Source organism: Hominibacterium faecale (genome assembly GCF_020734085.1).
Lineage (GTDB): Bacteria > Bacillota > Clostridia > Peptostreptococcales > Anaerovoracaceae > Hominibacterium > Hominibacterium faecale.
On the sequence record NZ_JAJAGH010000003.1, the window covers coordinates 327862 to 352804 of the forward strand.

The window sequence follows — 24943 nt, forward strand, 5'->3', positions numbered from 1 at the left end:
AAAAATGAAATTGAAAAAGCCGATTGCAATGATCACGGCCGTGATCATGATGTTATGTCTTGGTTTGACCGGCTGCCGGTCCACCGACGAAAACACTTCCGGTGACGAGCATGAGCCGCTGACGCTGCTTTCTCTCAATATAGATCAGCCAGCCTTCCTGGCGGCGTTGGAGGAGAACTGTCCCGGCGTCCGGCTAGAATTCATAAGTTATACCGGGGGCAGCGGCACCGGTTACTCACAGTATCTGCTGGACAAAGGGCATCCCCCCGACATTTATACGATATCGGTATTCGGGATGCTGGATAAGCAGAAAGAGTATCTTTTGGACCTGTCGGGATACGAATTTTTGAATAACTACAATACGGTCGATATCAATCAGGTCACACTGGACGGCGCCGTTTATATGCTTCCGACCAGCGCCGCAATCATGGGTTTATACTACAACAAGACGATGTTTGCGGAGCACGGCTGGGAGGTGCCGCAAAATTTTGAAGAGCTCAAGGCGTTGGTCAAGGTCATCAGGGAGGCCGGAATCGACCCGGTAGCGGCCCAGTTCAAACTGCCCGGAAACGGCTTCTTCGACGTATTTACTATGGCAAAGACAGGATTCCTGTCCACGCCGGAAGGCCGCCAGTGGGAGGAGGACTTTAAGAACGGAGACGCAACGGCGGCGGAGGGGCTGTCGACGGCGGTGGAAGCGATCCAGGAACTGATCGACTGTGGATTTCTGGATGCGGAGGACACAAAGCGCAGCAGCAGTGAAACAACCAATTACTTTTATGACCGCGGGGCGGCTATGTATCTGAATGCCGGCACCATTCCCAGATATACACAAAACGAAGACGGTACAGGTGATGTGTATGGCATTATGCCGTTTTATGGCCCGGGGACGGACAATATGGTGCTGATTCAACAGCCCCAGAGATATTTTGGCCTGTCGAAGGAACTGGAGGAGCCGGGCAATGAGCAGAAGCTTGAGGATGCGCTGAGGGTCATGGAGTTTTTCTCCACGCAGGAGGGCCAGACAGCTCTTCTATCGAAAAAGGATAACTATGTACCGCCATTGAAAAACAGTGAGATTCCGGAGGACTCTCCGTTTTATGAGGTGGAACAGGCCATACGGCAGAGATATGTCTCTACCCTTGCCTATGCAGGGTATGAGCCCGTCATTATAGGAGTCGGGAATAAGGTGCGTGACTGGGTGCAGGGAAAATGTACCAGAGCCGATGTGCTCGCCTGCATGGATAAGCTTCAGGCCGAATATCTCAGTACCGGAATGCCGGTTGAAGGTACCGCAGCTTGTGATTTTACCCATGAGGAAACCGTGCAGCTTCAGGCAGAGGCAATCCGGCTCGCGGCAGGGACGGATTTCGCCATGATCTCGATGGGCGTGATGCGCGGCGGCAAGGAGAATATGGGGGGTGCCTGCGGGCAGATCTTCGAGGGGGATATCAATGAGGACGCGCTCATCTCGCTGCTGCCAAATTATTGTACGGATGTACTCTATGTGCTGACACTGTCCGGCGCCGACATCACGGGCCTTTTAGAAACCGGATTGGTGACAGACGGGGGGACCGAGGGCTTTCCCTACATACCTGCGGGACTAACGGTCGAGATGAATAAGGACGGGACGGTGAAGGTGGTTACGCTGGCGGACGGCTCACGGCTTGACGAGAACGCCGGCTATACCGTGGCCTTCAACAAGAGGGGATTTGCCGATGAAATCGGAGAGAGAGGAAATGCATACGAGACAGATATCCCCATCATAGATGCCATGCGCGGGTACTTGAGCACCCACTCGCCGCTCACCCCGCTGGAGCCGTCTGTTATAAGGCCGTAAAACAGCAGATTTGAGGCCAGTCAAATGGCGCCATACATCAGTCTGAATGAATAGAGCAGCTGGGCGAGGTCCGAACATATTTGGAGATCGGCGCTCTAGGACCCTCGTGATTCTTGGAATAACTCGATGCTCTTTGTGGACAGTTCACGCTCTATACAAGTCTTTTCCTTTGAGTGGCCCGTTCCTGAGCTATTCCTGCCCTTCCAGCCACTTACAGCCGGAGATATTTACAGATTCTTCTGAAATCGATTGAGGCGGAAACGCTCCTATGATAAAATCAGAGCAGGAGGTGCGCCATGGACGAACAAACAAGAAAGGACCTGATCGATCAGCTGTACTTCGGCCGGGAGGCTGCTCAGTATCTGGGTGTAACCATGCAGAGGCTCGAAGAATTGGTTGGAGACGGCCAGCTGAGCCCGGTAAAAAGGAGCCCCGGCGAAATGATCTTTCTTCGTGATGACCTGGATGGATGCAGGACCCATCGGCCCAAGCCTAAGAAAAAAATAATTCACAAAGAAGAAATCGATTTAAGACAGCCCCATTTGCAAAAGGCTGTCAATTACTTTGCCCTACGCTGTTTTTGCCAGGGATCGGATCAAATCGCAGAACCAATTTTTCTCAGGGCTGTTGAAAAAACCCATCTGACCCGGCCCATTGAGGAGATCGGAGCTGTGCTGGCAAACGCGTTGGACATTTCTGAAGAAGCTATCATTATGAAAGGAAGGCAGATCCGCCAATCCTTTAAAACATTGGAGCAGGATGATCTGGTCATCGACCGGGACGCAGAAGAATACCCCAGCTTGATGCGCAGCAAAGAAAATGCTCCTGCCTATTTGTTTTTAAGAGGCGATGCCGGCCTGCTGAAAGAGACTATTGTCGCCATGAAGGACCGCAATCATCTTGGAACGGAAATCAGCGAAAAGGCGGCCCGTCTGGCAAGGGCGCTGGAAAATGCCGGTGTAGTGACAGCCAGCGCCGGGCGAACAGAAGGAGAGCGAGCTGTTCTTGAACACGGGCACCGGCCGATTTTGGCAGCCGGTACGCCCCTGCCCGATGAAGCCATGCAGCGGCAGGATGAGCTTTTGGGGCAAGTGGGAGAACGAGGCTTAATTGTTTCCATACTTCCGCCGCCGCTGTCAGAAAGCGGAACGACCGATCCGGCCGCCGCAGAAACGATTCTCAGTGCCCTTTCCCTTGCGGCTCTGGACCTGGAGAGCGATAGAACCGATGGGGAGATGGTGAGCAGACTTCAAGAGTATCTCATGCAGGCAGTAAAAAAGAACATGATCGATACCAGTGACAAACGTGCGAGGATTTTTTCGAAAGGAATAAGGGCAGAATATGTTTATAACATTAAATGATTGGAAGGGAATCGTTGTGGACATAGATGCGATTCCAGAAGAATGGGACTCCAAGTGGGAACTGCTGCCGGAGATCGGGAAAAAGAAAATTTTGCTTTGCGGAATAAACAAAGAACGTTTGAAAAAAATAAAAAGCAATGGAGAAGCGCTTCTTATCAGTGAAGAGACTCCTTTCGAACCGCTGCTCTTTTATCATAAAGCTTATGCCCATATCTTAGAGCTGCTTGGCAGCAAATCGGCTCAGACTGTAGTGATCACAGGCTCACGCGGAGCTTTAAAGCAGGCGCAGAACTGCGGAATTTCCAGCATATTCTACTGCAAGGAAGAAGAGATACCGGCGGAGCTGATTACCATGCTGCCGGACCATATTGCACAAAGCTGGGAAGATATTGAGAAAATCATAGGACAAGAGTGTGCGGGTTATCTGGCCGAGCGCCGTGTTCAACGGTACGCAAATCAGCAGAAAGACCAGGATACCTTGATGCGGACAATCCAAACAGAGCTGGAAATTGATGAAACGCACACCTGTCCGTTAATCGCAGCAGGCAGATATTTCAGTCAGAACGACCCCAGAGCTTACGGCCATCAGCTTTCCAAACGGGTTCTACTGCACAAATGGGAGGATACAGCGCAGACTGAAATCTTTACGGAAATTTATCGGGAGATTATCAAGAGCGCCGCTTGGGAGAGCATCGACGCCATTACCCGAATTCCGCCTAAGGATAGCCGGCAGTTCGACCGCTTTGCGGAAATTACAAAGGCAATTGCCGCGGATACCAGCGCCGAAGATCTGTCTGACAGCTTGATCTGTGTGAAAAAATACGGCTCTCAGCGGACCTTGAACCGAGCGGAACGGGAAGCCAACGTGCAGGGAGCCTTTGAAATGAAAAAAAGGGTCGATGGAAAACAGATCGTTTTGCTGGATGATATTTTAACGTCAGGGTCTACGGCGCAAGAGGCGGCCAAACAACTATACGTGGCAGGAGCCAAAAAGGTGACGGTCGTGGTACTAGCGATCAAGCAGGACATCAACCGTTTTTTGGAGGACGCTCTGCAGCCGATTCGATGCAGAAAGTGCGGCGGTGAAATGCAGCTTCGGATTAACCGGACGACTCAGGAAGCCTTCTTTGGATGCAGAGAACTCTATAATAAAGAGGCTCCGTGTACCTATATTGAAAGTTACCAAAAGGGCTTGGAACGGAGAAATCTGGACGCCGGGTTCTTTCATGAACAGGAAGACCGATACTTGTTCTGAAGACTGCCAAAAGGACGCTTTATATGAAAATAAGGTGTCCTTATTTTCATAATACCCTACAAAAAGCGCTTCAAAAATGATATCATAAAAGCTATGAAATTATTTTAAAGAAAGAAGACAGCAAAATGATTTATGATAATGTTTTAGCGGCAATCGGCCATACGCCTATGATACGCCTCAACCGGATGAACGACCCGGACAGCGCCCAGGTGCTGGTTAAGTTTGAAGGACTCAACGTGGGCGGATCCATTAAAACCAGGACCGCGTATAATATGCTTTTACAAGCGGAAAAACAAGGGCTCATCGACGAGCATTCCATCATCGTAGAGCCCACCAGCGGCAACCAGGGCATCGGCCTGGCTCTCATTGGAGCGGTCAAAGGGTATAAAACCGTCATCATCATGCCCGATTCGGTCAGTGAAGAGCGGAGAAAACTGGTGCGTCACTATGGAGCAGAGGTAAAGCTGATCCATGATAAGGGCAATATCGGCGACTGCATCGACGAATGCCTGAGGACGGCGCTGGAAATGGCAGAAGAAAATCCCAAAGTCTTTGTACCGCAGCAATTTGAAAATGAGAACAATCCTATGGCCCATAGGCATCATACTGCCCTTGAAATCATGGAACAGGTGGAAGGTGAGATCCACGGGTTCTGTTCCGGAATCGGTACCGGCGGCACGATCACCGGCATCGGAGAAGTGCTCAAGGCTCAGAATCCTAATTTGGAGATTTGGGCGGTGGAGCCTGAAAACGCAGCTATTCTAGCAGGTGGAAATATTGGAACTCATTTGCAGATGGGCATCGGCGACGGAGTGATCCCTAAGATACTCAACAAGGAAATTTATGACCATATTTATATCGTCACCGATGCTGAAGCGATTGACACTGCCAAAAAGCTGGCTAGCATGGAAGGGCTTATGTGCGGTATATCCAGCGGAACCAATGTAGCGGCAGCTCTCAAACTAGCGAAAAAACTGGGTAAGGGAAAGACTGTGGTTACAGTTCTCCCGGATACAGCTGAGCGATATTTTTCAACGCCCTTGTTTGAAGACTAAAAATTTACGAAAGAAAAAAGAGATGACCCAAGAAAAAAGAACAGAATTATTTAAGAAGCTCCCGGAGGCGCTGATTCCTTGGTATCGGGAAAACGCAAGAGAACTTCCTTGGAGAAAAGACAGAGAGCCCTATCATATATGGCTCTCTGAAATTATGTTGCAGCAAACCAGAGTTGAAGCAGTAAAAGACTATTATCATCGTTTTCTGAAAAAGCTGCCGAGGATCGAAGACTTAGCCCGCTGTGATGAAGCCGATCTTTTAAAATTATGGGAAGGCCTGGGCTATTATAATCGGGCCAGAAATTTGCAGAAATCCGCAAAGATGATCGTATTTGAAAATAACGGCGTATTTCCATCCGAATACAGTGAGATACTAAGACTGCCGGGAATTGGCGAATACACTGCCGGAGCAATCGCGTCCAACTGCTTCGATGAACCGGTTGCTGCCGTAGATGGCAATGTCCTGAGAGTGATTTCTAGAATTATAGAGATGTACGACGATATCCTCAAGCCTGCAACCAAAAAGTATGTAAAAGCAAAGCTGGAAAAGGTGTACCCAAAAAAAGATTGCGGAGATTTCACCCAGAGCCTCATGGAGCTGGGTGCGATTGTCTGCGTACCTTCCGGGCCTCCAAAGTGCAAGCTTTGCCCGGCAGAAGCATTTTGCCTTGCTCATCAGCATGGAACAGAGGCAGAACTGCCGGTCAAAGAAAAGAAAAAGCCGCGGCGTATCGAAGAGAGAACTGTTTTTCTTTTGTCTTGTGAAGGCAAAATCGCAGTGCGAAAAAGGGATACATCCGGCCTGCTGGCAGGAATGTGGGAGTTCCCCAATGTGGAGGGAAAACGATCGCCATCGGAGGCGGCGGCTGTGGCCGAAAGCTGGGGATGCAGTCTGGCTGAACTGGAAAGAGAAACCTTTCGCAAACATATATTCAGCCATGTGGAATGGCATATGTCCTGCTACTATTTTCGGTGCAATGAGGCTTCAGATAATTTTTACTGGCCCAAGATACATGAATTGTACAGCAGAATTGCGCTTCCCACCGCTTTTCGTCAATTCCTGACGGATGACCCTGAACATTACCTTAACAATGCTTAAAAAACGAAAAAGGTGGTATAAAAGAACATAAGTTTATGTTATAATGTGGGCGATTCAATAAAAGAAGATTTATAGGGGGAAAACATGGTAGAAACAAATGCAGAGACAAGAAAAGTAAACAGAATGCAGCAACAGCAGAAAAAGAAAAAGCTCCATAAAATACTCGCCGTTCTTTTGATCATTGTGTGTGTGATTGCAGCGATCGTAATTGTAGCAGCTTTATTTTCAAGTGACGGCTATAAAGATGAAAAGAGCTTTAAGGCGTATGCCTCGTCCTTTTTTAAAGAGATCGATGAACCGAAAGGCGTAGGTTCCGCAAAAGAAGTGGTAGAATACGGTACGCCCCTTTCCACAGCGATGGAATATCCGGTAGTGGGACAGGAGGTGACCGATACTTATATTAATGGCATCGTTAAAGATCTGCGTACCCAGTTTGCCGAGGCGCATAAAAAGGCTACGGATAAAGATAAGATCGCAATGCTCATGGACTATGATACTTACAAATCCGATCTGGGGGCGGTAGGCGTAGTTTTTTCACAGGAACAGAGAGCGGAAAAAGAACGGCAAATGCAGACCGTTTCTTCGAATGTATACACTTATAATTTTTCTTCTGCCACAGGACGGCCCCTGACGGCGATTCAAATTTTCAATCCGGGATACAGGAGCTTCTGTTCCCAGTACTTTAACAAGTATTTTCAGGACAAATACAAGGACAAATTGGTTAAGGGATATGAAAAAGCCCTTGCAGATTCAGAAGAGAATTTTAATAAATTTGTCCTCACCGATAGCGGTGTCAAATTTTATTTTGATGCGGGCAGCGTGATAAACGCAGAAGAAGGGTCGATATCCGCAGAGATCAGTTATAAGGATTTAAAAGGAACGATTCGAGAACAAATTGCCACCCGCGCGATTGATCCATCAAAGCCAATGGTGGCCTTGACCTATGACGACGGACCGCTACCTAAAAGCAGCAACCGGATTTTGGATTGCCTGCAGAAGTATGGCGTTGTCGCAACCTTCTTTGAATTGGGACAGAATGTGTCCATGTATCCGGAGGTTGTTAAGCGGGAAGCAGAGTTGGGCATGGAAGTGGGCAGTCACAGCTGGTCCCACCCAAATTTGAAAAAGTTGTCCGATAAAAAGGTGAAGGAACAGATCGATAAGACGAATGAGGCTTTGAAAAAAGCCTGTGGGCAGACCTCATCCGTATTCCGGCCGCCGTATGGTAACAGCAGCAAGGCCGTAGAAAAATATGCAAAGGCGCCGATAATACTTTGGTCTGTGGATACACTGGACTGGAAGAGCAGAAAGGCCAAAAGTGTTATAAAAGTCGTAAAAGGCGTCAAGAATTTAGATGGAAGGGTAATCCTCATGCACTCCATCTACGACTCGACGGCAGAAGCGACGGAAAAACTGGTCCCATGGCTGCTGGAAAGCGGCTATCAGCTGGTTACCGTCAGCGAGCTTTTACAGTACAAATATAACGAAACTCCTAAAAACGGAAAGCTATACGGATACGGATATTTTTACTTGAATAAATAGGACAGCCAGTTCCAGCATTTACAGGCAATGCGCGGCCGCACTCTGGAAAATGCTAAGAGTGCGCCGCGCAAAAGATATACAAGAGTGATAGAAAGGTATCGCCCAAAAGTTTCGCTAGTATTTTTGGACGATACCTTTCCTTGCGGGTAATTTTATGAGGAGTTGCATCCAGGCGGCGGACCGGCTTCACAGGTTCGAGACCCGTTGATACAAGGAGTTTTTTGAGCCACTTTTGCCGAAAAAAGGCACGTAAGAAAGTCTTAAGAAAGAATTAAACGAATATAACTTGACAGTGTATTACAAATAGTAGTACACTTGGAATAACAGAGAGGTAGTGTGCTCTGTCAGAAATTGTGTGAATGCAGATAAGTTGAAGGGAAGTGAATTAAGATGAATATTTTAAATCGTTTACATTTCTATGCCCAGAATCATGGGCAGGACATTGCAATCCAATCCGGAGACAGCTTTTTCACTTACGCGCAGCTGGACGATCTTTCCAGCCGTCTTGCAAGCTATATCGAGGAACGCTGTAGGGGCAGCAAAGCCCCTGTAGTTGTTTACGGCCACAAGGGGATATACATGATCCTCTGTTTTCTTGCGTCTGTAAAATCGGGCCGGCCATATTGCCCGCTGGATATTTCCATTCCGGACACAAGAGTGGAGGATACGATTAAAACTGCGCAGCCATCCATGGTTTTTGCCCTCGAAGAAATGACAGCCGACGTGAAAGGCGTTATTTCATTGGAGGAAACAAAAGCGATCATCGAGCGGACCAAGGAACCGATCGACGAGAGCTGCTATGTGAGCGGAGAAGATGTATTCTATATTATTTTCACATCCGGAAGTACCGGAACGCCTAAAGGCGTACAGATTACCACAGATAATCTAAACCATTATCTGGATTGGTCAGTGGGGCTGGGAACCTGCGCTGCGGACAAGTTGGGAAAAGTTTTTCTTAACCAGGCGCCGTTTTCATTCGACCTTTCCGTGATGGATCTTTATACGTGTCTGGCGAGCAGAGGCACCCTTTATCTTCTGGATAAAGAAGTGCAGCTGGACTTCAAGAGGCTCATTCCAGCTTTGAAGGAATCGGGAGCCGCAGTATGGGTATCCACGCCGTCCTTTGCAGACATGTGCATGGCGGATAAAAGTTTTTGCCAGGAACTGATGCCTAAGATGGAAACATTCCTCTTCTGCGGGGAAACGTTGACCAACTCAACGGCGCTCAAACTGCTGGAACGTTTCCCGCAGGCGGTAATCATGAACACCTACGGACCGACGGAATCCACAGTGGCTGTTACGGAGATACAGGTTACCAAAGAGCTGGCAGAAACGGTTCAGCCGCTGCCGGTGGGCGCTGCCAAACCAGGCACCTTCTTTGAAATACACAGGGAAGACGGCAAACTGGCCGATACTGGCGAGTCGGGAGAGATCATCATCGTCGGCGATACGGTCAGCGCCGGATACTTCGGAAGAGAAGATCTGAGCAGAAAGGCATTTTTCAACTGTATGAAGAACGGCAGAAGCTGCCGCGCATATCGTACCGGCGACAAGGGATATCTGGATGAACAGGGCAATCTTCACTATCAGGGCAGGATCGACCTGCAGATTAAGCTCAACGGATATCGAATCGAGATCGAGGACATTGAGAAGAACATTGCCCGTCTGGAAGAAGTATCCCATGCGGTCGTAGTACCCAACATAAAAGAGGGGAAAGTGAAGAGCCTGACTGCCTTTGTAACCGGATGTGCCAAGCCGGAGAGTGGTTTTAAATTTTCAAAAGAGATGAAAGAACGGCTCAAGGCGTTCCTGCCGGCCTACATGATTCCAAAGAAAATCGTACACATGGAAAACCTTCCCATGAACAATAACGGCAAGGTGGACCGCAAACAGCTGGGAGGACTTGCATAATGAGCTTCTTTGGAAGTATACAGTTTTTTCTATTAATGATTTTGCTTTTTATTCCTGCCGCGGTTTTGGGACTTAGGGGTAAGTCCCTCCGCGGTTACAGGACGGCCGCATCCGTACTTATGATCGGACTTGTGATGTGGCCCAATAAAGAACAGCTTCTGTTTTTAATCGCTTTTTATGTTCTGGAGTTTGTGCTGGTCAAAGCTTATCTGAAGCTGAGGCTGGCCCAGGGGGACAACCGGAGCGCGGCGGTTTACCGGATCTTTCTTTTTTTGAGCATTTTGCCCCTCATTCTCTGCAAGATTTCCGAGGTGTCGGGTGAATTCTCATTGGGGCTGTTCCAATTTTTAGGCATATCTTATTTGACCTTCCGGGTGGCCCAGATGATCATCGAGATCTACGACGGCATTATCAAGGAAGTCAGATGGCTGGATTTTACCGATTTCCTGCTGCTGTTCACCACGTTCAGCAGCGGACCCATCGATCGCAGCAGACGCTACATAAAAGATGGGGAGGCTCATTATACCAGGGAGCAATACTTGGACCTGCTGGGCGATGGGCTGCTGAAGATCTTAATAGGGGTTATTTATAAATTCATTCTGGCGACATTGGTCCATAAGGGCGTGGTGTTTTTTCAGGATCCGCAGAGCTTTTTGGAATATGCGGGCTATAGCTACTGCTACGGCATCTACATGTTCTTCGACTTTGCGGGCTACAGCGCGATGGCCATAGGCGCCAGTTATATCTTGGGAATCAAAGTACCGGAAAACTTCAACAAGCCTTTTATCAGTATTGATATGAAGGATTTCTGGAACAGATGGCACATGACCTTGTCCTTCTGGTTCCGGGACTTTATCTTTTCCCGTTTCATGATGCTGGCCATAAAGGGGAAATGGTTCGCATCCAGGCTGACCGGCGCGTCCGTTGGCTTTATTATCAACATGTTTGTTATGGGAGCCTGGCATGGGCTTGCCATTAACTATATCTTATACGGGCTGTATCATGGCGTGCTTCTGGCCTTGACTGAAATCTACCAGAAGAAGTCAGGCTTTTATAAGAAGAATAAAAAGAAGACGTGGTATAAAACGGTGTCATGGTTTATCACGTTAAATATGGTGATGTTTGGATTCCTCCTGTTTTCAGGAGAACTAATTTAGAATTGAGGTGTATTTAAAATGGAAGAAAAAGTATTGGATTTATTAGAAGAAATTTGCGAAGACGATGTAGTGAGAGAAGATCTGGATATTAATCTTTTTGAGGAAGATCTCATGGACTCCCTGGCTTTTACCGAGCTGCTGGTGGGCATTGAAGAAAACTTCGGAATCGTGATTTCTCCGTCGGAAGTAGAACGAAACGATGTGGAAACGCCAAACAAGATTATCGCCCTGATCAAAGCAAGGAGCTAGTCAGGTGAAAAAGGTAACCGCATTTTTTATAGCACTGGTCTTGTTTTTTGGGACAGCCTGCGGGATCCACTTTTTTGTTGATAAAAATATCAAGTTTGATCCTCACTCTTTTGGAGCCTGGATCAACCAGCATAAATTTTTTGCCGGTGACGAAATTAAAGCCAACATCGATCCAAATACGATTCTTGTCTTGGGCTCCTCAGAATTTCGTCATGGGACGAATATGTCCACCCATCCGGTCAACTTGTTTAAAGACAATTCCATGCACATGATGATGGTGGGAGCCGGGTATTACCAGTCTCTTTTCCATTCGGTTGAGCTGGCGGCTGTGGAAGACGGCGTAAAAAACAAAAAGGTTGTGCTGATCTTATCCCCGCAGTGGTTTAAAAAGAAAGGCGTTCTTGCGCCTGCATATGCTTCCCGTTTTTCTGAGGATAATTTTATTGCCATGCTGCAGAACAAGCACATCTCCAAAGAATCGAAGGAATACATCATAAAACGCAGCAAAAAGCTGCTGAAGGGAGATCCTCCCACTTTGGAGCGGGTGGAAAAATACGAACGTATTTTTATGACCGGAGATGCATCTTTGGCGGACAGGCAATACGTACGATTTTATCGGAAATTTCTAGCAGAGAAGAGCAAGTTAAGTATATATGCAGCTGCTAAGGTCAAAAACGTGAAAGAATATAATCCCAATAAGAAGTATCGTACAGAAGAGCCGGATTGGAAGGCTTATAATGTGAAAGCCGAAGAAGAGGGGATCAAGGCCGTAAAGGACAATCCTTTCTACGTGGATCACCGGGTATATATGAGAGAAATTCTGCCGGAACTTAAAAAGAAAAAGGATTCTGCGATTCATTCTTCATACGCTAAATCGCCGGAATATAACGATCTGCGATGTTTTCTCAAAATCTGTCAGGAGACGGGCATTGAACCGATGCTGGTCCTTCAGCCGGTAAACGGATATTGGTACGACCATCTGGGTTTTCCAAAGGAAGAACGGGAAATCTATTATCAGAAGATCCGCGAGCTGGCAAGCGAGTTCGGCGTGCGGGTGGCGGATTTCAGCAAGGAAGAATATACACGCTACTACTTTATCGATAAGGTTCACTTGGGATGGAAAGGATGGCTGGATGTAGATGAAAGCATTTACGACTTTGCGGCAAAAACTAAAAAACAGTAAAGTGTGGGCGTACGGTAAATATGTGCTGCTCTTTTATGCCTTGATGATGATCATTTACGGATACTTTATGCTGGCCAATCTGTCAACAGCACCAAAGTTTATCTACGCACAGTTTTAAGTTTGGATATGCAATTGAAAAAACTGCTGCCTGAAGCAAGATGATTCGCTTTGTGCAGCAGTTTTTTTATGGGTAAAAATGGGCGGGCGGCTCATATAATCTTAGAGGATTTGCCGGCAATGTTTTTTGAGCACATCAAAGGTTTCATCGCTGATGTGATGTTCGATCTTGCAGGCATCGGTTCGGGCCGTTTTTTCGCTGACGCCCAGGTGAGTGAGAATTTTAATCAGCGTATTATGACGGTCAAAGATGGACTCGGCGATTTGCTTTCCCGGAGGGAGCAGAGAAATGTATCCGGCAGAGTCCCGTTCAATATATCCGTTTTCCTCCAACTGCTTCATAGCCACACTGACGCTGGGTTTTGAGAAGCCCAGCTCATTGACAACGTCGATGGAGCGAACCTGTCCTTTTTCTTTTCTGATCATTAAGATGGCTTCCAGGTAATTTTCTGCTGATTCCTGTATTTTCAATGGTTTCCCTCCTTAAATCCTTCAATTTCATAAACTAAGTATACCACAAGGACCCTATAAAGAAAACCAACAAATCCATTGACAGAGGGTTTTTATTGTGCTATTGTATTAATTGATTAGTACATAAGGACAAACGAAAGAACTTGGAGGAGGGAAATGGATAAAAAATTAAAGGATAGCAGCCCTATTTACGTTCAGATTATGGACAAAATACGCCAGAGCATCATTGCAGGAGAATTAAAACCAGGCCAGAGAATCCTGTCGGTCCGGGATTGGGCGCTGGAATTCGGAGTGAACCCCAATACGGTACAAAGATCACTGACAGAACTGGAACGGGAGGGAATCATCCAATCGGAGCGGACCATCGGCAAATTCGTGACTAAGGATATGAGCCTGATCCAACGGGAGCGGCAAAAAGAAGCTGAGCTGGCTGTCCATCAATTTCGGGAGCGGATGCAGGCCCTTGGATTCACGGAGGAAGAAACGGCTGCTTTTTTTCAAACGGAATGCAGGGAAAGGATAGGCTGATATGGAAACAGAAAGAAAATTGACCCTGGTTGAGGAACCGCCGGTGGCGGTTATTGAGGGACTGTCCAAAACTTTTGGAAGTATCCGTGCCTTGAGAAATATTTCTTTAGAGCTTCCCCAAGGCCGTATCATTGGTTTGCTGGGGCCCAACGGAAGCGGAAAAACGACCCTCATTAAAATCCTGGCCGGTCTTTATGTTCAGTATGAGGGCCAAGTGCGGATTTTAGGGGAAAAACCATCCCACAAAACGAAAGCTTTGGTCTCCTATGCGCCGGACAGAAACTGTTTTCCAGCTCAAATGACATGCCGCCAGGCCAGCGATCTTTATAAAACCTTTTTTGAAGATTTTAATGAAGACACCTGGGAGCATTTGCTGGATTGCTTTAGCCTTTCACCGCAGGCCCAAATACGGCAAATGTCCAAGGGTATGATCGACAAATTGCAGATTTGCCTGGCCATGTCCAGGAATGCCAGACTCTATCTTTTGGACGAGCCCCTGGCGGGGGTGGATGCGGGAGCCAGAGACGTGGTTTTAGAACAGATTCTGGAAAGCTTTAATCCAAAAGGCACCATCTTGATCGCTACCCATTTAATTGCGGAAATTGAGCGCTTGTTTGATACGGTTATTTTTCTCAGTCATGGAGAACTGGTAGAGTTTGGAGAATGCGACTGCATCCGGCAACGGCATGGAATTTCGCTGGAGGATCTGGTTAAAGAATTGTCTTAGGAGGACAGAAATTATGTGTGTATTGAAAAAGATAAAATGGATTTATGTTGTTTTGGCGGCTTTGATTGCCATCACAGCGGGAACCAGCGTATATGCGGGGGTATCGGCAAAACGGATCGATCAAGAGCTGGAGCTGCTGAAAAAGCAGGAATGGGTGATCCCTCTTGGAAAATATGAACAGATATCGGTCATTGAAGGCGCCAAGGGGCTTTATGCAGCGGGCAGTGAAAAAGAAATCGGTCTCATTGACGCACAAGGGAAGGTGATGCTACCGGAAAAGTATCAGGCGTTTAACCCCGTCTGTGTCAATGATCGAATTCTGGTTGTTCAAAACGGGCTCACCGGATACGTGGACCAAGAGGGTAAAGAAGTGATTGCGCCCCAATATGATGCGGGCTATCCATTTAGAAATGGCTATGCATCCGTAAAAAAAGATGGGATTAGAAAAATAGTGGATCCCCAGGGAAAGGTCATGTTTGAATGCCGGTCTGCCGAAGACGGATCGGATGAACTGTATCCCAGCAATAAAGAGGATTGTATCATCATGCAGAGTAAACCGGATGAGGAGTCCGGGACCAGGCAAATTCGCGTGATCAATATTAAGTCCGGCCAGACGCTTTTTAATTCGGATGAATATGCTTATCTCGATGATTACAGCGAAGGGTTTTGGAGCGCCCAAACCGGAAGCGGCTATGTCCTTCTCAATGAAGACTTTCAGCCTGTCAAAGAAATGGAAGAAGCGGCGGCTTTCCATGAGGGGCTGGCCAAAATCAAGGAAGGAAAAACACTGACCTACATCAATAAAGAGGGGAAGGCCGTTATAAAAAAAGAGGCGGGGCTGGGAAGCGACTTTTCAGAAGGCATCGCTTGCATCATACGGCAGCAAAAAGGGATCTTTTTTGATCAAGAGGGAAATACGCTGTTTACGGTGCCTTGTTATAGCAGGGGCGGGTTTGCAGATCCGGAATACCCGGTTGGATTTCAGGATGGCTATTGTCTGTGGCGCGGCGAAAACGGAAAGTACGGATATTTGGATCATAAAGGAAAGTATGTGGTGCCTCCCTGTTTTGATCAGGCGGGAGCTGTAAACCAGGGCGAGGCAGAAGTGACTTATGGAAAGCAGTCAGGCGTACTCAAGCTGCCTGCCAGGTAAAGGGGGAATTCACATGTTATATAAATGGATCGCTTTAAATATTCGAATGACCAAAAGAGAATTCACCGCATCGATGCTGCTGCTCCTTGCAGCAGTGATCATACTGCTTATTGCGTCGGGGCAGAGTTCTCTTGAGACAGACAGCCGCCTGTTTATAGGAGTTCTTTCGGCAATCCTGGGAGGGGCAGTCGCGTTCTTTCTGATGGGAGCGGCAAAACTCTATTACAGCAGCATGCTGGGAGAAAACGCCAGCTTGTATATGGTCCTGCCGGTTTCGTACCGGAAAATGGTCTGGGGTAAGGTGCTGACCGGAGGCTTTCAGCTCTATCTGCTCCAACTGGCGGGACTGTGCGGACTTGTTCTGGCTTCGGCCTCGGCGGCTTCCTATGGAATGAGGCTGCCGGTCATGCTCGATATGGATTTAAAGTCTGTAGTTATGGGAGGGATTTTGGCAGAGCAGATTGGTTTCATCTGTCTGGAATTATTTGGGATTCTTTTGCTGGCGGACATGGTCTTTTGCGCTTCCATTCTATTGGCAGCAGCGATCGTTCACTCCATAAGGCCGCATGGAATAAAGGTGCCCTTGGGCATATTGATCTATGGGGCTGCTCTGGCAATTCCAGTATCTGAGACCTGGCTTGGGGTTTTGATCATAGAAAAAGCCGCCGGACCATATGTGCTGCTCAGCCTGACTGGAGTAGCTTTAATGGGCGCGGCGACACTGATATTTCTAATCTATTTGATTCTTCGACTGCTTTCAAAACGATTGGAAGTAAATTAGCAGGTTATTCAACAGCCATTTCCAGAGCCAATTTCATCATATCGGTAAAGGATTTCTGACGCTCTTCGGTGGTGGAGCGTTCACCGGTAACGAAGTGGTCGCTGATGGTCATCATGGCCAGAGCGTTGACCCGATTGTAGGCAGCGTTCATATAGAGAGCGGCCGCTTCCATTTCTACGGCTAAGATGCCCATTTCAGCCCATTTTTTCCACCAGTCGCCGAACTCGTAGAAGACGTCGCAGGAGACGATGTTTCCGGCTTTAAAGGGGATTTTGAGCGCTTCCGATGCATCGCGCGCTTTGGATAGGAGCTTGTAGCTGGCGCAGGGCGCATAGTTTCCCGGCACGTTGAAGGCATGAATATAATTGGAATCCGTGGAAGCGGCTACGCCGATGACCAGGTCTTTGATCTTGATGTCCTCATGGAAGGAACCGGCGGTGCCGATGCGGATCAGATTCTGCACGTCATATTCTGTGATCAATTCCCAAGAATAAATCCCCATGGAGGGCATGCCCATGCCTGTTCCCTGGACCGATACCGGAACGCCCTTATAGGTACCGGTGTATCCCAGCATTCCCCGCACCTCGTTATAAAGCCTGGGGCTTTCCAAAAAGTTTTCGGCAATGAATTTCGCCCGCAGCGGATCGCCCGGCAGCAGGATTGTTTCCGCGATATCGCCTTTGCTTGCGGCATTAATATGTGTACTCATAAGTTTCATCCTTTCTCAATTTCGTATACGTTTATCATACATCATCCATACCGGATCTTTCAAGAACTTCTGTCCTTTCTCAGAAACAGGGCAGAGACTGCTCCGCCTGCGGCCGCAAAGATCATCCAGCCAAAGCCAAAATCCGAAAGAGGCAGATGGGATACGAACTCAAAAGAAACTCCCAGACTGTAAAGGACTTCGCAGAGGCTGCCGATAATGGCGCCTATGACAGCTCCCCGTATGATATTGTCGTTTCGTATCTGCCTGGGGAAAAAGGACAGAAAGATCAGCGTGAGCGCGCCCGGATAAATCAGACTGAGAATCGGCTGGGCGATGGTGACGATCTGATCGATGCCGAAATTAGCTGCAAACGCGCTGAAAAGGCAGATGGCGATGGTTAAGCTTTTGTATCCCAGCTTTCCTTTTGATAATTGGGAAAAATAGTCGGCGCTGGCGCTGACCAGGGCCACGGCTGTGGTCAAGCACGCTAGAGCTACCACAATTCCCAGAACCACCACTCCGGTTTTTCCCATCAAATGTTCAATGATGTCGATGATCAGCTGGGAGCGGTTGACATCCAAGTTGTAAAAGGTGGATGCGGCTGCGCCCAGGTAAGTAAGGCCGCAATAGACCAGCAGCAATCCCAGTGCCGCAATCAGGCTGGAATTGCATACGACTTTATATTTGAGCCGGGTATCGGTATATCCTTTTTCTGTGACGGTTTTGACGATGATAATGCCAAAGGCCAGAGCCGCCAGCACATCCATGGTCTGATAGCCGGCGTTGATTCCGTCAACGGCCACATTTTCCAGCATAGGCGTCTCGGAGATGGGGCCCATGGGGGTGACGATGCCCTTGATAATCAGAATGATCAGGCCGATAAACAGAGATGGCGTCAAGAATTTGCCGATAATATCAATAACAGAAGACTCACGGATCGTCAGCAGGAGAACGATCAAAAAGAATACGGCGGTGGGAAGCACAGAACCGATGCGGCCGAAAACAGGGGCCGCAAACATCTCGTAGGTAGTAGCTCCGGTCCTGGGAATGGCGATCAGGGGGCCGATACACAGGATAATGGCCGCGAACATGATTTTTCCCGGAATACGCCCGATGCGGCCAAGGATCCGGTCCACATCGCCGCCGTTGCGAATGATGGCAAAGATCGCAAATACGGCCAGGCCGATATCCGCCAGATAATAGCAAAAGAAACCGCTGAACCAGCTGCTGCCCGATCCCATGCCCAGGTAAGGCGGAAAGATGATGTTTCCTGCCCCGAAAAACATGGAAAAGAGGGCAAAACCTACGACCAGCTGATCGGTAAATCGTTGTTTCATAATGTCGAAGATCCTTTCTGAATTGGATGTGATGTCTAAAGTCTTAGTATGTACAGTTTCAATACCGTTAACCAAATTACGGTATCATATACAGGCATCAAAAGCAATAAGAAAATTCATTGCTTTCACAAAAGAAAAATGATATATTTGTATAAACCCGGCGAAACTAAACATGAATGCCGGGTTTTTCAAAACGGCAAACGAGAGGAGACAAGAACTATGACCGAAGAATTGTACCAGGTGCGGGAGATCAAGGATCTGCGGGACATGATCCGCACAGGAGCAGAATTATATAAGGAAGCACCGGCTTTTCTCATTAAGAGGCAAAAAGGGGGAAAGTATCACGAAGTCACTTATAAAAAATTGGAAAAGGATATGAACGCCCTGGGAACCAGGTTGGTGGATTTGGGGCTTGTGGGTGAAAAGATCGCCATAATTGGAGAGAATTGCTACGAATGGATCCTTTCCTATTTTGCCATCGTAAACGGAGTGGGGACCGTTGTTCCGCTGGACAAGGAATTGAGCCGGCAGGAAATTGCCAATTTAGCCGCTGCCGCAGGATGCAAAGGAATCTTTTACGCTTCATCTTATGAAAGCTATGTACAGGATCTGGATATTCCCGTCAAGATGAAATTTGAACTGTACCGCAATGAGGATGTGCCCTTTGATGAAAAGGATATGGCAAGCCTGCTCTTTGAGGGAAGAAAGCTTTTGTCAAGAGGAGACCGGAGATATCTGGATGCTCAGGTTGATTCTGAAGCTGCGCGGATCATGCTCTTTACATCTGGAACAACGGGGGTTCCAAAAGCCGTGATGCTCTGCCATCGCAATCTTTGTTCCAACATTAAAAATATCAGCAAAGTGGTGCAGATTCGGCCGGAGGACAGAACCCTTTCCATTTTACCAATCCATCATACCTTTGAATCAACGGTGGATATCATGACCGTTTTGTATCAGGGCGGGTCGGTGGCTTTCTTTGAAGGACTCAAGCATGTAACCAAAAACATGGTGGAAGCGCGGGCCAGCATACTGGTGGGCGTGCCCCTGATCTTTGAATCCATCTATGCCAAGCTGTGGAAGCAGGTGGAAAAGACCAAACGTGTCAAAGCACTGAAGGCAGCCATTAAGCTCAATCGATCCCTGCAGAGGATAGGAGTCGATAAACGTCAGAAATTGTTCCGGGATATTTACGACAATTTTGGAGGGCGGCTGAGGATGATCATAACCGGCGCCGCAGGTATCGATCCAAAAGTATTGAGAGGGTTTCATGATCTGGGCCTGGAGGTGGCTCAAGGCTACGGGCTTACAGAAACAGCGCCGATCATTGCCGGAACGCCGGACGGCGAACAGAAGTATAAAAAAACAGGTTCTGTGGGCAAGGTGATTCCGGAGGGCGAGATTAAAATCATAGATGCCAATGAAGAGGGAATCGGTGAAATTCTCTATCGCGGACCCAATGTCATGCTGGGCTACTACGGCATGCCTGAGGAGACGGCCCAGGTCCTGGAGGACGGTTGGTTTCACACCGGAGATCTGGGATTCATGGACCCGGAGGGGTGGCTTTACATTACCGGAAGAAAGAAAAATGTAATAGTAACCAAGACCGGAAAGAATATTTATCCGGAAGAACTGGAGCAGCTGGTGAGCGAAATCCCCTATGTGGAAGAATGCATGGTCTATGGCCTGGAAGGTGTGGAAACGGGGGACGGAACCACGGTGGCCGTCCAGGTTCGGCCTGATTACGAGGCGATTAAAGAAGCCTTCCCCAATGGGGCCGACGATGAACAGGTCTACGATCTGATCAAAGGCATCATCTCAGAAATGAATCAAAAGCTTCCTAATTACAAACGGATCCGCCATGTGGTGATCCGGGACAGCGAATTCGTTAAAACGACAACCCATAAAATCAAGCGGCAGGACAACCTGTAAAGGCCATACCAGCTCAGCCTGAAAAATGAAGGCTGAGGCGGTCAGTATCAAAGCTTGCCTCCGCTCCCAGAGGGATGGTGATCTGGGGGTCAATGTGACCGGCCCGCAGGTTGTAAAGGGTAGGCTTTTCCCATGGTCCTATGATTTCTTTAAACATATTGGTAAGATGAAAAGAGCTTTCGGCAGTTTGCATGCGGTTTGAATCCGCTGCTGCCGGGGGCTCTTGACATTTTGTAAAGGAGCCTAAAAGAATGCCGCTGCAATCGCGGAGCTTTCCTGACAGCGAAAGAGCAGTGAGGGCGCGATCCAATCGGTAAGGCTGCTCGCCGACTTCTTCGATGAAGAGAATTTTGTCCTTAGTATCCACTTCGTAAGGAGAACCAAGAGTGGAGATCAGCAAAGAGAGGTTGCCGCCGACCACGGCGCCGGAGGCTTGGCCGGGGAAAAGGACGTTCAGAGGATGGCCCGGCGGGTTGATGACAGCTCCCTGGGGCTGGTCTGAAAATAGATTTTTCTTCAGGCTTGCGACGGAAAAAGGATCGAGCCGGTTATACCCGGCGCCGGGCATGGGACCGTGAAAGGTGACAAAGCCGCACAGCTGGTTGAAAGCCAGGTGAAGCGCCGTAATATCGCTGAAACCGACAAAGACTTTCGGATGCCTTCGGATGGCGTCAAAATTCAAAAGGGGCAGCAGTCTGGCGCAGCCGTACCCTCCCCGGATACAAAAGATCCCTTGGACAGCAGGATCGGTGAAAGCGCGGTTGATGTCATAAGCCCGCTTTTCATCCGGGCCGGAAAGATAGCCGCAGGAGAGAAAGCAGCTTTCCATAATCAGCGGCTCAAGTTCCAGGTATCGGATGGAGTCTGCGGCCAGAGCTGCGGCCTCTTTTGAAACCGGGGAAGATGGCGCGAGGACGGCGATCTGATCGCCTTTTTTTAATGGCTGGGGTCTTCTAAGCATAGTTCAACACTCCTTTTCTTAATATTTCTAATTATATTTTTTTATGGTGGAAAATAGAAGATGAGAGTAGTATAATAGTCAAGATATACTGAAATGAGGTGATAGAATGGAACAAAACAGAAACTTTATTTACGAAGAATATATTGATGTGACGGAAGATGACAAGGGAGCGCTTCAATCCATTCAGTTTAAAAATTACGATAGATTCAACTTTGCCTTTGATATTGTGGATAAATTGGCTCAGAGCCAGCCGGACAAACTGGCCATGCTCCATATCGCAAAGAACAAGCGAACGCGGGAGCTGACCTTTGATGACATGAGCAAGTATTCATCAAAAGCAGCGGCCTATTTCCAGTCCCTGGGCATCAAAAAAGGGGATCGGGTGATGCTGGTTTTAAAGCGCCATTACCAATTCTGGTTCGCGATCCTGGGTCTTCACAAGCTGGGGGCGGTGGCGATCCCGGCTACCAACCTGATGAAACAGCACGACTTTGAATATCGTTTCGAAGCGGCGGGAGTGAAAGCCATCGTCTGTACGGCAGACGATAACGTGGCCTATCAAGTGGAGCTGGCTCTGGAAAACACGAAAAACAGTGTGATAAAAATCATTGCCAGAGGAAAGCGGGAAGGCTGGGAATCCTTTGATCGGGGGATTCAGCAGTTTAGCGAGCCCTTCGTACCGGAAGAATATGCGGGAGGCACGGATCCATCCATTATGTTCTTCACATCCGGCACCACTGGCTATCCCAAAATCGCCACCCATACTTTCCAGTATCCACTGGGTCACTTTATAACGGCCAAATATTGGCATCAGGTGGATCCGGACGGACTCCATTTTACCATTTCCGATACCGGATGGGGCAAAGCACTTTGGGGAAAGCTTTACGGCCAGTGGCTGTGCGAAGCGCCGGTATTTACCTATGATATGGACAGTTTTGATGCGGGAGAGATCATGGACATGATCGCCAGATATAAGATTACAACCTTCTGCGCGCCGCCGACCGTCTACCGGATGATGATTAAAAAGGATTTTTCCAAATACGATTTCAGCGCCTTAAAGCATGCCACCACAGCAGGAGAAGCACTCAACGCCGAGGTGTTCAACCAATTTAAAAGCGTAACCGGGCTGTCGCTCCACGAGGGATTCGGACAGACGGAAATGACGCTGGCCATCGGAACCCTGAAAGGTACCAAGCCCAAAGCCGGTTCCATGGGAAAACCAACCCCTCTTTATGATATCGATCTCCTTGGAGAAGACGGAAAACCTGCCAAAACGGGAGAAACGGGAGAAATCGTAGTCCGCACCAATAAGAGAATCCCAATCGGTCTTTTTGACGGTTACTATCAGAACGAGGAAATGACTCGCCAGGCTTGGCATGATGGGATTTACCATACGGGAGACACGGCCTGGCGGGATGAGGACGGTTATTTCTGGTACGTGGGCCGGGATGATGATGTCATCAAATCAGCGGGATATCGGATTGGACCCTTTGAGATTGAAAGTGTCTTGATGGAGCTGCCTTATGTGCTGGAATGCGGAGTCACTTCCGTACACGCAAAAATCCGCGGACAGGTCATTAAGGCATGTATTGTACTCATTGACGGTGTTGAGGGTACGGACGATTTGAAAAAAGAGATTCAGCGCTATGCCAGAAAGAAGATGGCAAGCTACAAATATCCGAGAATTATCGAATTCTGGGAAGAACTGCCCAAGACCATCAGCGGAAAAATTCAGCACAATAAACTTTAGAGGAGACCATGGTTTTACTTACATGTGAGCATATTAAAAAGAGTTATACAGAAAAGCCTTTGATTACGGATGTGAATCTGACCATTTCTGACACCGATAAAATCGGTTTTGTCGGTGTCAATGGTACGGGAAAATCCACCCTTTTGAAGATCGTTTCCGGCGCGCTGGAGCCGGAAGGGGGAACCTTGATTAAATCCAGGGAGCTGATGATCGGATATCTGCCTCAAAACCCCGATTTTGACGGATCGATGACGGTTTTGGAGCAGGCGTCTTTCTATGTCCGCCGGGCTGAGGCAAAGAACGGACCTGGCCGGGAAAAGACGGAAGAATATCAGATCAAGGCTATGCTGGGGAAGCTGGGCATGCAGGATACGGAGCTGAAAATGAACACCTTGTCCGGCGGCCAGCGCAAACGGGTGGCGATGGCCGCTGTGCTGGCGCAGAAAAGCAATCTTCTCATTCTCGATGAACCGACCAACCATATGGATAACGAGATGATCGAATGGATGGAGGGCTTTCTCAAGAAATATAAAGGCGCTATTTTTATGATTACCCATGATCGGTATTTTCTGGACCGGGTGACAAATCGGATCGTGGAAATGGACAAGGGCAGACTCTACAGCTGCGAGGGTAATTACAACGCTTATCTGGAGGCCAAGGCGGCCCGCCAGGAAATGGAACTGGCATCAGAGCGTAAGCGGGCGGCGATTTATAAAAAAGAACTGGCTTGGATCCGCCGGGGAGCACAGGCCCGGAGCACCAAGGCCAAAGGCCGGATACAGCGCTTTGAAGAGCTGAAAGAGGCCAAGCTGGAGCTGGATGATTCTTCGCTGGAGCTTTCTGCTGTCAGCAGCCGATTGGGTAAAAAAATCATCGAGCTTTCGGATATTAGCAAGAGCTATGGAGATAAAACGCTGATCCGGGATTTTTCCTACACAGTACTGCGCAACGACCGCATCGGGATCATCGGCCCCAACGGATGCGGCAAATCCACTTTGCTGAAAATCATTATGGGACAGGCAGAGCCGGATGGGGGCAGGGTGGAAATGGGCGATACGGTAAAGATCGGATATTTTTCACAGGAAAACGAGGCGCTGGACGAGGACAAGCGAATCATCCAGTTCATTGGGGAGATCGCAGGCAGCGTTCGCACGGAAGAAGGGATCTTTTCCGCCTCCCAGATGCTGGAACGGTTTCTCTTTCCGCCCCATATGCACAGTGTAAAGGTGGGAGCATTGTCCGGAGGTGAAAAAAGGCGGCTCTATCTGTTGAGCATTTTGATGCAGGCACCCAATATCCTGGTCTTCGACGAACCCACTAATGACCTGGATATCGATACATTGACCGTACTGGAAGATTATCTGGACGGGTTTTCTGGGGCCGTGATCCTGGTTTCCCACGACCGCTACTTTCTCGACCGTCTTGCGGTACGGACCTTTGTCTTTGAGGGCGAGGGAAAAATCGGCCATTATCCGGGAGGTTATACGGACTGGCTCATGCGGGAAAAACCATTGAAAAAATCAGAAGCTAAAGAAGAGCGTCCCAAGGCCAGACCCCAGCCTGAGAAAAAGAAGAAATTAAAATTCTCCTATAAAGAACAGCGGGAATATGATTCCATTGAGGATGATATTTCAAAGCTGGAAGAAGGCATCGCAGAAGTACAGCGGCAGATGGCGGCAAACGCCACCAATTCGGGGGAGCTGGCCAGGCTGGACAAGGAGCAGCAGGAGCTTGAGGAGCAGCTGCTGGAAAAAATGGAGCGATGGGAATATCTCAGTGAGCTGGCAGAAAAGATTGAAAATCAAAGAACAGAATAGAAGAAAAAGGC

General features: G+C 48.3%; 22 protein-coding genes. 18 read left to right on the top strand and 4 right to left on the bottom strand.

From position 1 onward, the window contains the following. Positions 1-4 precede the first annotated feature (4 nt). The 11 genes from LG211_RS04295 (at position 5) to LG211_RS04345 (ending at position 12770) form a co-directional block, all read left to right on the top strand. Positions 5-1840: an extracellular solute-binding protein gene (locus LG211_RS04295; protein ID WP_227755037.1), complete on the top strand. Its 1836-nt coding sequence runs from the start codon at positions 5-7 to the stop codon at positions 1838-1840. A 296-nt stretch (positions 1841-2136) separates the two neighbouring features. Next, a complete protein-coding gene (locus LG211_RS04300; RefSeq protein WP_148394662.1) occupies positions 2137-3201 on the top strand; it encodes a DNA-processing protein DprA in 1065 nt (354 codons plus the stop codon). Next, entirely contained in the window at positions 3182-4456 is a 1275-nt protein-coding gene (locus tag LG211_RS04305; RefSeq protein WP_253019574.1) for a ComF family protein, read from the top strand. Before LG211_RS04300 ends, LG211_RS04305 begins: the two co-directional genes overlap by 20 nt. A gap of 125 nt (positions 4457-4581) precedes the next feature. Next, complete coding sequence (gene cysK, locus LG211_RS04310) at positions 4582-5511, top strand: cysteine synthase A (RefSeq protein WP_148394666.1); 930 nt, start codon at positions 4582-4584, stop codon at positions 5509-5511. A 22-nt stretch (positions 5512-5533) separates the two neighbouring features. Further along, positions 5534-6610, top strand: coding sequence for an A/G-specific adenine glycosylase (mutY, locus tag LG211_RS04315; RefSeq protein WP_269477051.1), 1077 nt, complete (start codon positions 5534-5536; stop codon positions 6608-6610). An 84-nt stretch (positions 6611-6694) separates the two neighbouring features. After that, positions 6695-8152: a polysaccharide deacetylase family protein gene (locus LG211_RS04320; protein ID WP_227755041.1), complete on the top strand. Its 1458-nt coding sequence runs from the start codon at positions 6695-6697 to the stop codon at positions 8150-8152. Between the two features lie 390 nt (positions 8153-8542). Continuing rightward, entirely contained in the window at positions 8543-10063 is a 1521-nt protein-coding gene (gene dltA / locus LG211_RS04325; protein ID WP_227755042.1) for a D-alanine--poly(phosphoribitol) ligase subunit DltA, read from the top strand. Further along, positions 10063-11220: a D-alanyl-lipoteichoic acid biosynthesis protein DltB gene (gene dltB, locus LG211_RS04330; RefSeq protein ID WP_148394674.1), complete on the top strand. Its 1158-nt coding sequence runs from the start codon at positions 10063-10065 to the stop codon at positions 11218-11220. The genes dltA and dltB overlap by 1 nt, the downstream gene beginning before the upstream one ends. Positions 11221-11238: 18 nt before the next feature. Further along, positions 11239-11469, top strand: coding sequence for a D-alanine--poly(phosphoribitol) ligase subunit DltC (gene dltC, locus LG211_RS04335; RefSeq protein WP_148394676.1), 231 nt, complete (start codon positions 11239-11241; stop codon positions 11467-11469). 4 nt (positions 11470-11473) lie between these two features. Further along, positions 11474-12652 carry a D-alanyl-lipoteichoic acid biosynthesis protein DltD gene (gene dltD / locus LG211_RS04340; protein ID WP_148394678.1) on the top strand — a complete coding sequence of 393 codons (1179 nt, stop codon included), beginning with the start codon at positions 11474-11476 and terminating at the stop codon, positions 12650-12652. After that, positions 12609-12770, top strand: coding sequence for a hypothetical protein (locus LG211_RS04345; protein ID WP_227755043.1), 162 nt, complete (start codon positions 12609-12611; stop codon positions 12768-12770). The genes dltD and LG211_RS04345 overlap by 44 nt, the downstream gene beginning before the upstream one ends. A 101-nt stretch (positions 12771-12871) precedes the next feature. Here the strand turns inward: LG211_RS04345 and LG211_RS04350 are convergent, their stop codons facing one another. Next, the gene (locus tag LG211_RS04350; protein WP_148394680.1) at positions 12872-13240 is read right to left on the bottom strand and encodes a metal-dependent transcriptional regulator; all 369 of its coding nucleotides are present in this window, start codon (positions 13238-13240) and stop codon (positions 12872-12874) included. Between the two features lie 156 nt (positions 13241-13396). Between LG211_RS04350 and LG211_RS04355 the strand changes: the two genes are divergently transcribed. Genes LG211_RS04355 through LG211_RS04370 form a run of 4 tightly spaced genes read left to right on the top strand, consistent with a single transcriptional unit; the run spans position 13397 to position 16429 of the window. Continuing rightward, positions 13397-13768, top strand: coding sequence for a GntR family transcriptional regulator (locus LG211_RS04355; RefSeq protein ID WP_148394682.1), 372 nt, complete (start codon positions 13397-13399; stop codon positions 13766-13768). A gap of 1 nt (position 13769) precedes the next feature. After that, complete coding sequence (locus LG211_RS04360; RefSeq protein ID WP_148394684.1) at positions 13770-14495, top strand: ABC transporter ATP-binding protein; 726 nt, start codon at positions 13770-13772, stop codon at positions 14493-14495. Positions 14496-14508: 13 nt separating this feature from the next. Then, on the top strand, positions 14509-15648 hold the full coding sequence (locus LG211_RS04365; RefSeq protein ID WP_269477052.1) for a WG repeat-containing protein: 1140 nt from the start codon (positions 14509-14511) through the stop codon (positions 15646-15648). Positions 15649-15661: 13 nt separating this feature from the next. After that, on the top strand, positions 15662-16429 hold the full coding sequence (locus LG211_RS04370) for a hypothetical protein (RefSeq protein WP_148394688.1): 768 nt from the start codon (positions 15662-15664) through the stop codon (positions 16427-16429). Positions 16430-16433: 4 nt separating this feature from the next. Here the strand turns inward: LG211_RS04370 and deoD are convergent, their stop codons facing one another. Together deoD and brnQ are read right to left on the bottom strand one after the other, a co-directional pair. Continuing rightward, positions 16434-17138 (bottom strand): purine-nucleoside phosphorylase, encoded by a 705-nt coding sequence (gene deoD, locus LG211_RS04375; protein WP_148394690.1) that lies wholly within the window; start codon positions 17136-17138, stop codon positions 16434-16436. A gap of 59 nt (positions 17139-17197) precedes the next feature. Further along, positions 17198-18475: a branched-chain amino acid transport system II carrier protein gene (brnQ, locus tag LG211_RS04380; RefSeq protein ID WP_227755045.1), complete on the bottom strand. Its 1278-nt coding sequence runs from the start codon at positions 18473-18475 to the stop codon at positions 17198-17200. Between the two features lie 219 nt (positions 18476-18694). Here brnQ and LG211_RS04385 point away from each other — a divergent pair, with 219 nt between their 5' ends. Next, complete coding sequence (locus tag LG211_RS04385; protein ID WP_269477053.1) at positions 18695-20404, top strand: AMP-dependent synthetase/ligase; 1710 nt, start codon at positions 18695-18697, stop codon at positions 20402-20404. Between the two features lie 13 nt (positions 20405-20417). Here LG211_RS04385 and LG211_RS04390 read toward each other — a convergent pair whose 3' ends face one another. Further along, positions 20418-21365, bottom strand: coding sequence for a S66 peptidase family protein (locus tag LG211_RS04390; RefSeq protein ID WP_227755047.1), 948 nt, complete (start codon positions 21363-21365; stop codon positions 20418-20420). Positions 21366-21471: 106 nt separating this feature from the next. Here LG211_RS04390 and LG211_RS04395 point away from each other — a divergent pair, with 106 nt between their 5' ends. After that, complete coding sequence (locus LG211_RS04395; protein ID WP_148394698.1) at positions 21472-23115, top strand: AMP-binding protein; 1644 nt, start codon at positions 21472-21474, stop codon at positions 23113-23115. Positions 23116-23123: 8 nt separating this feature from the next. Continuing rightward, positions 23124-24932 carry an ABC-F family ATP-binding cassette domain-containing protein gene (locus LG211_RS04400; RefSeq protein WP_253019579.1) on the top strand — a complete coding sequence of 603 codons (1809 nt, stop codon included), beginning with the start codon at positions 23124-23126 and terminating at the stop codon, positions 24930-24932. Positions 24933-24943 lie beyond the last annotated feature (11 nt).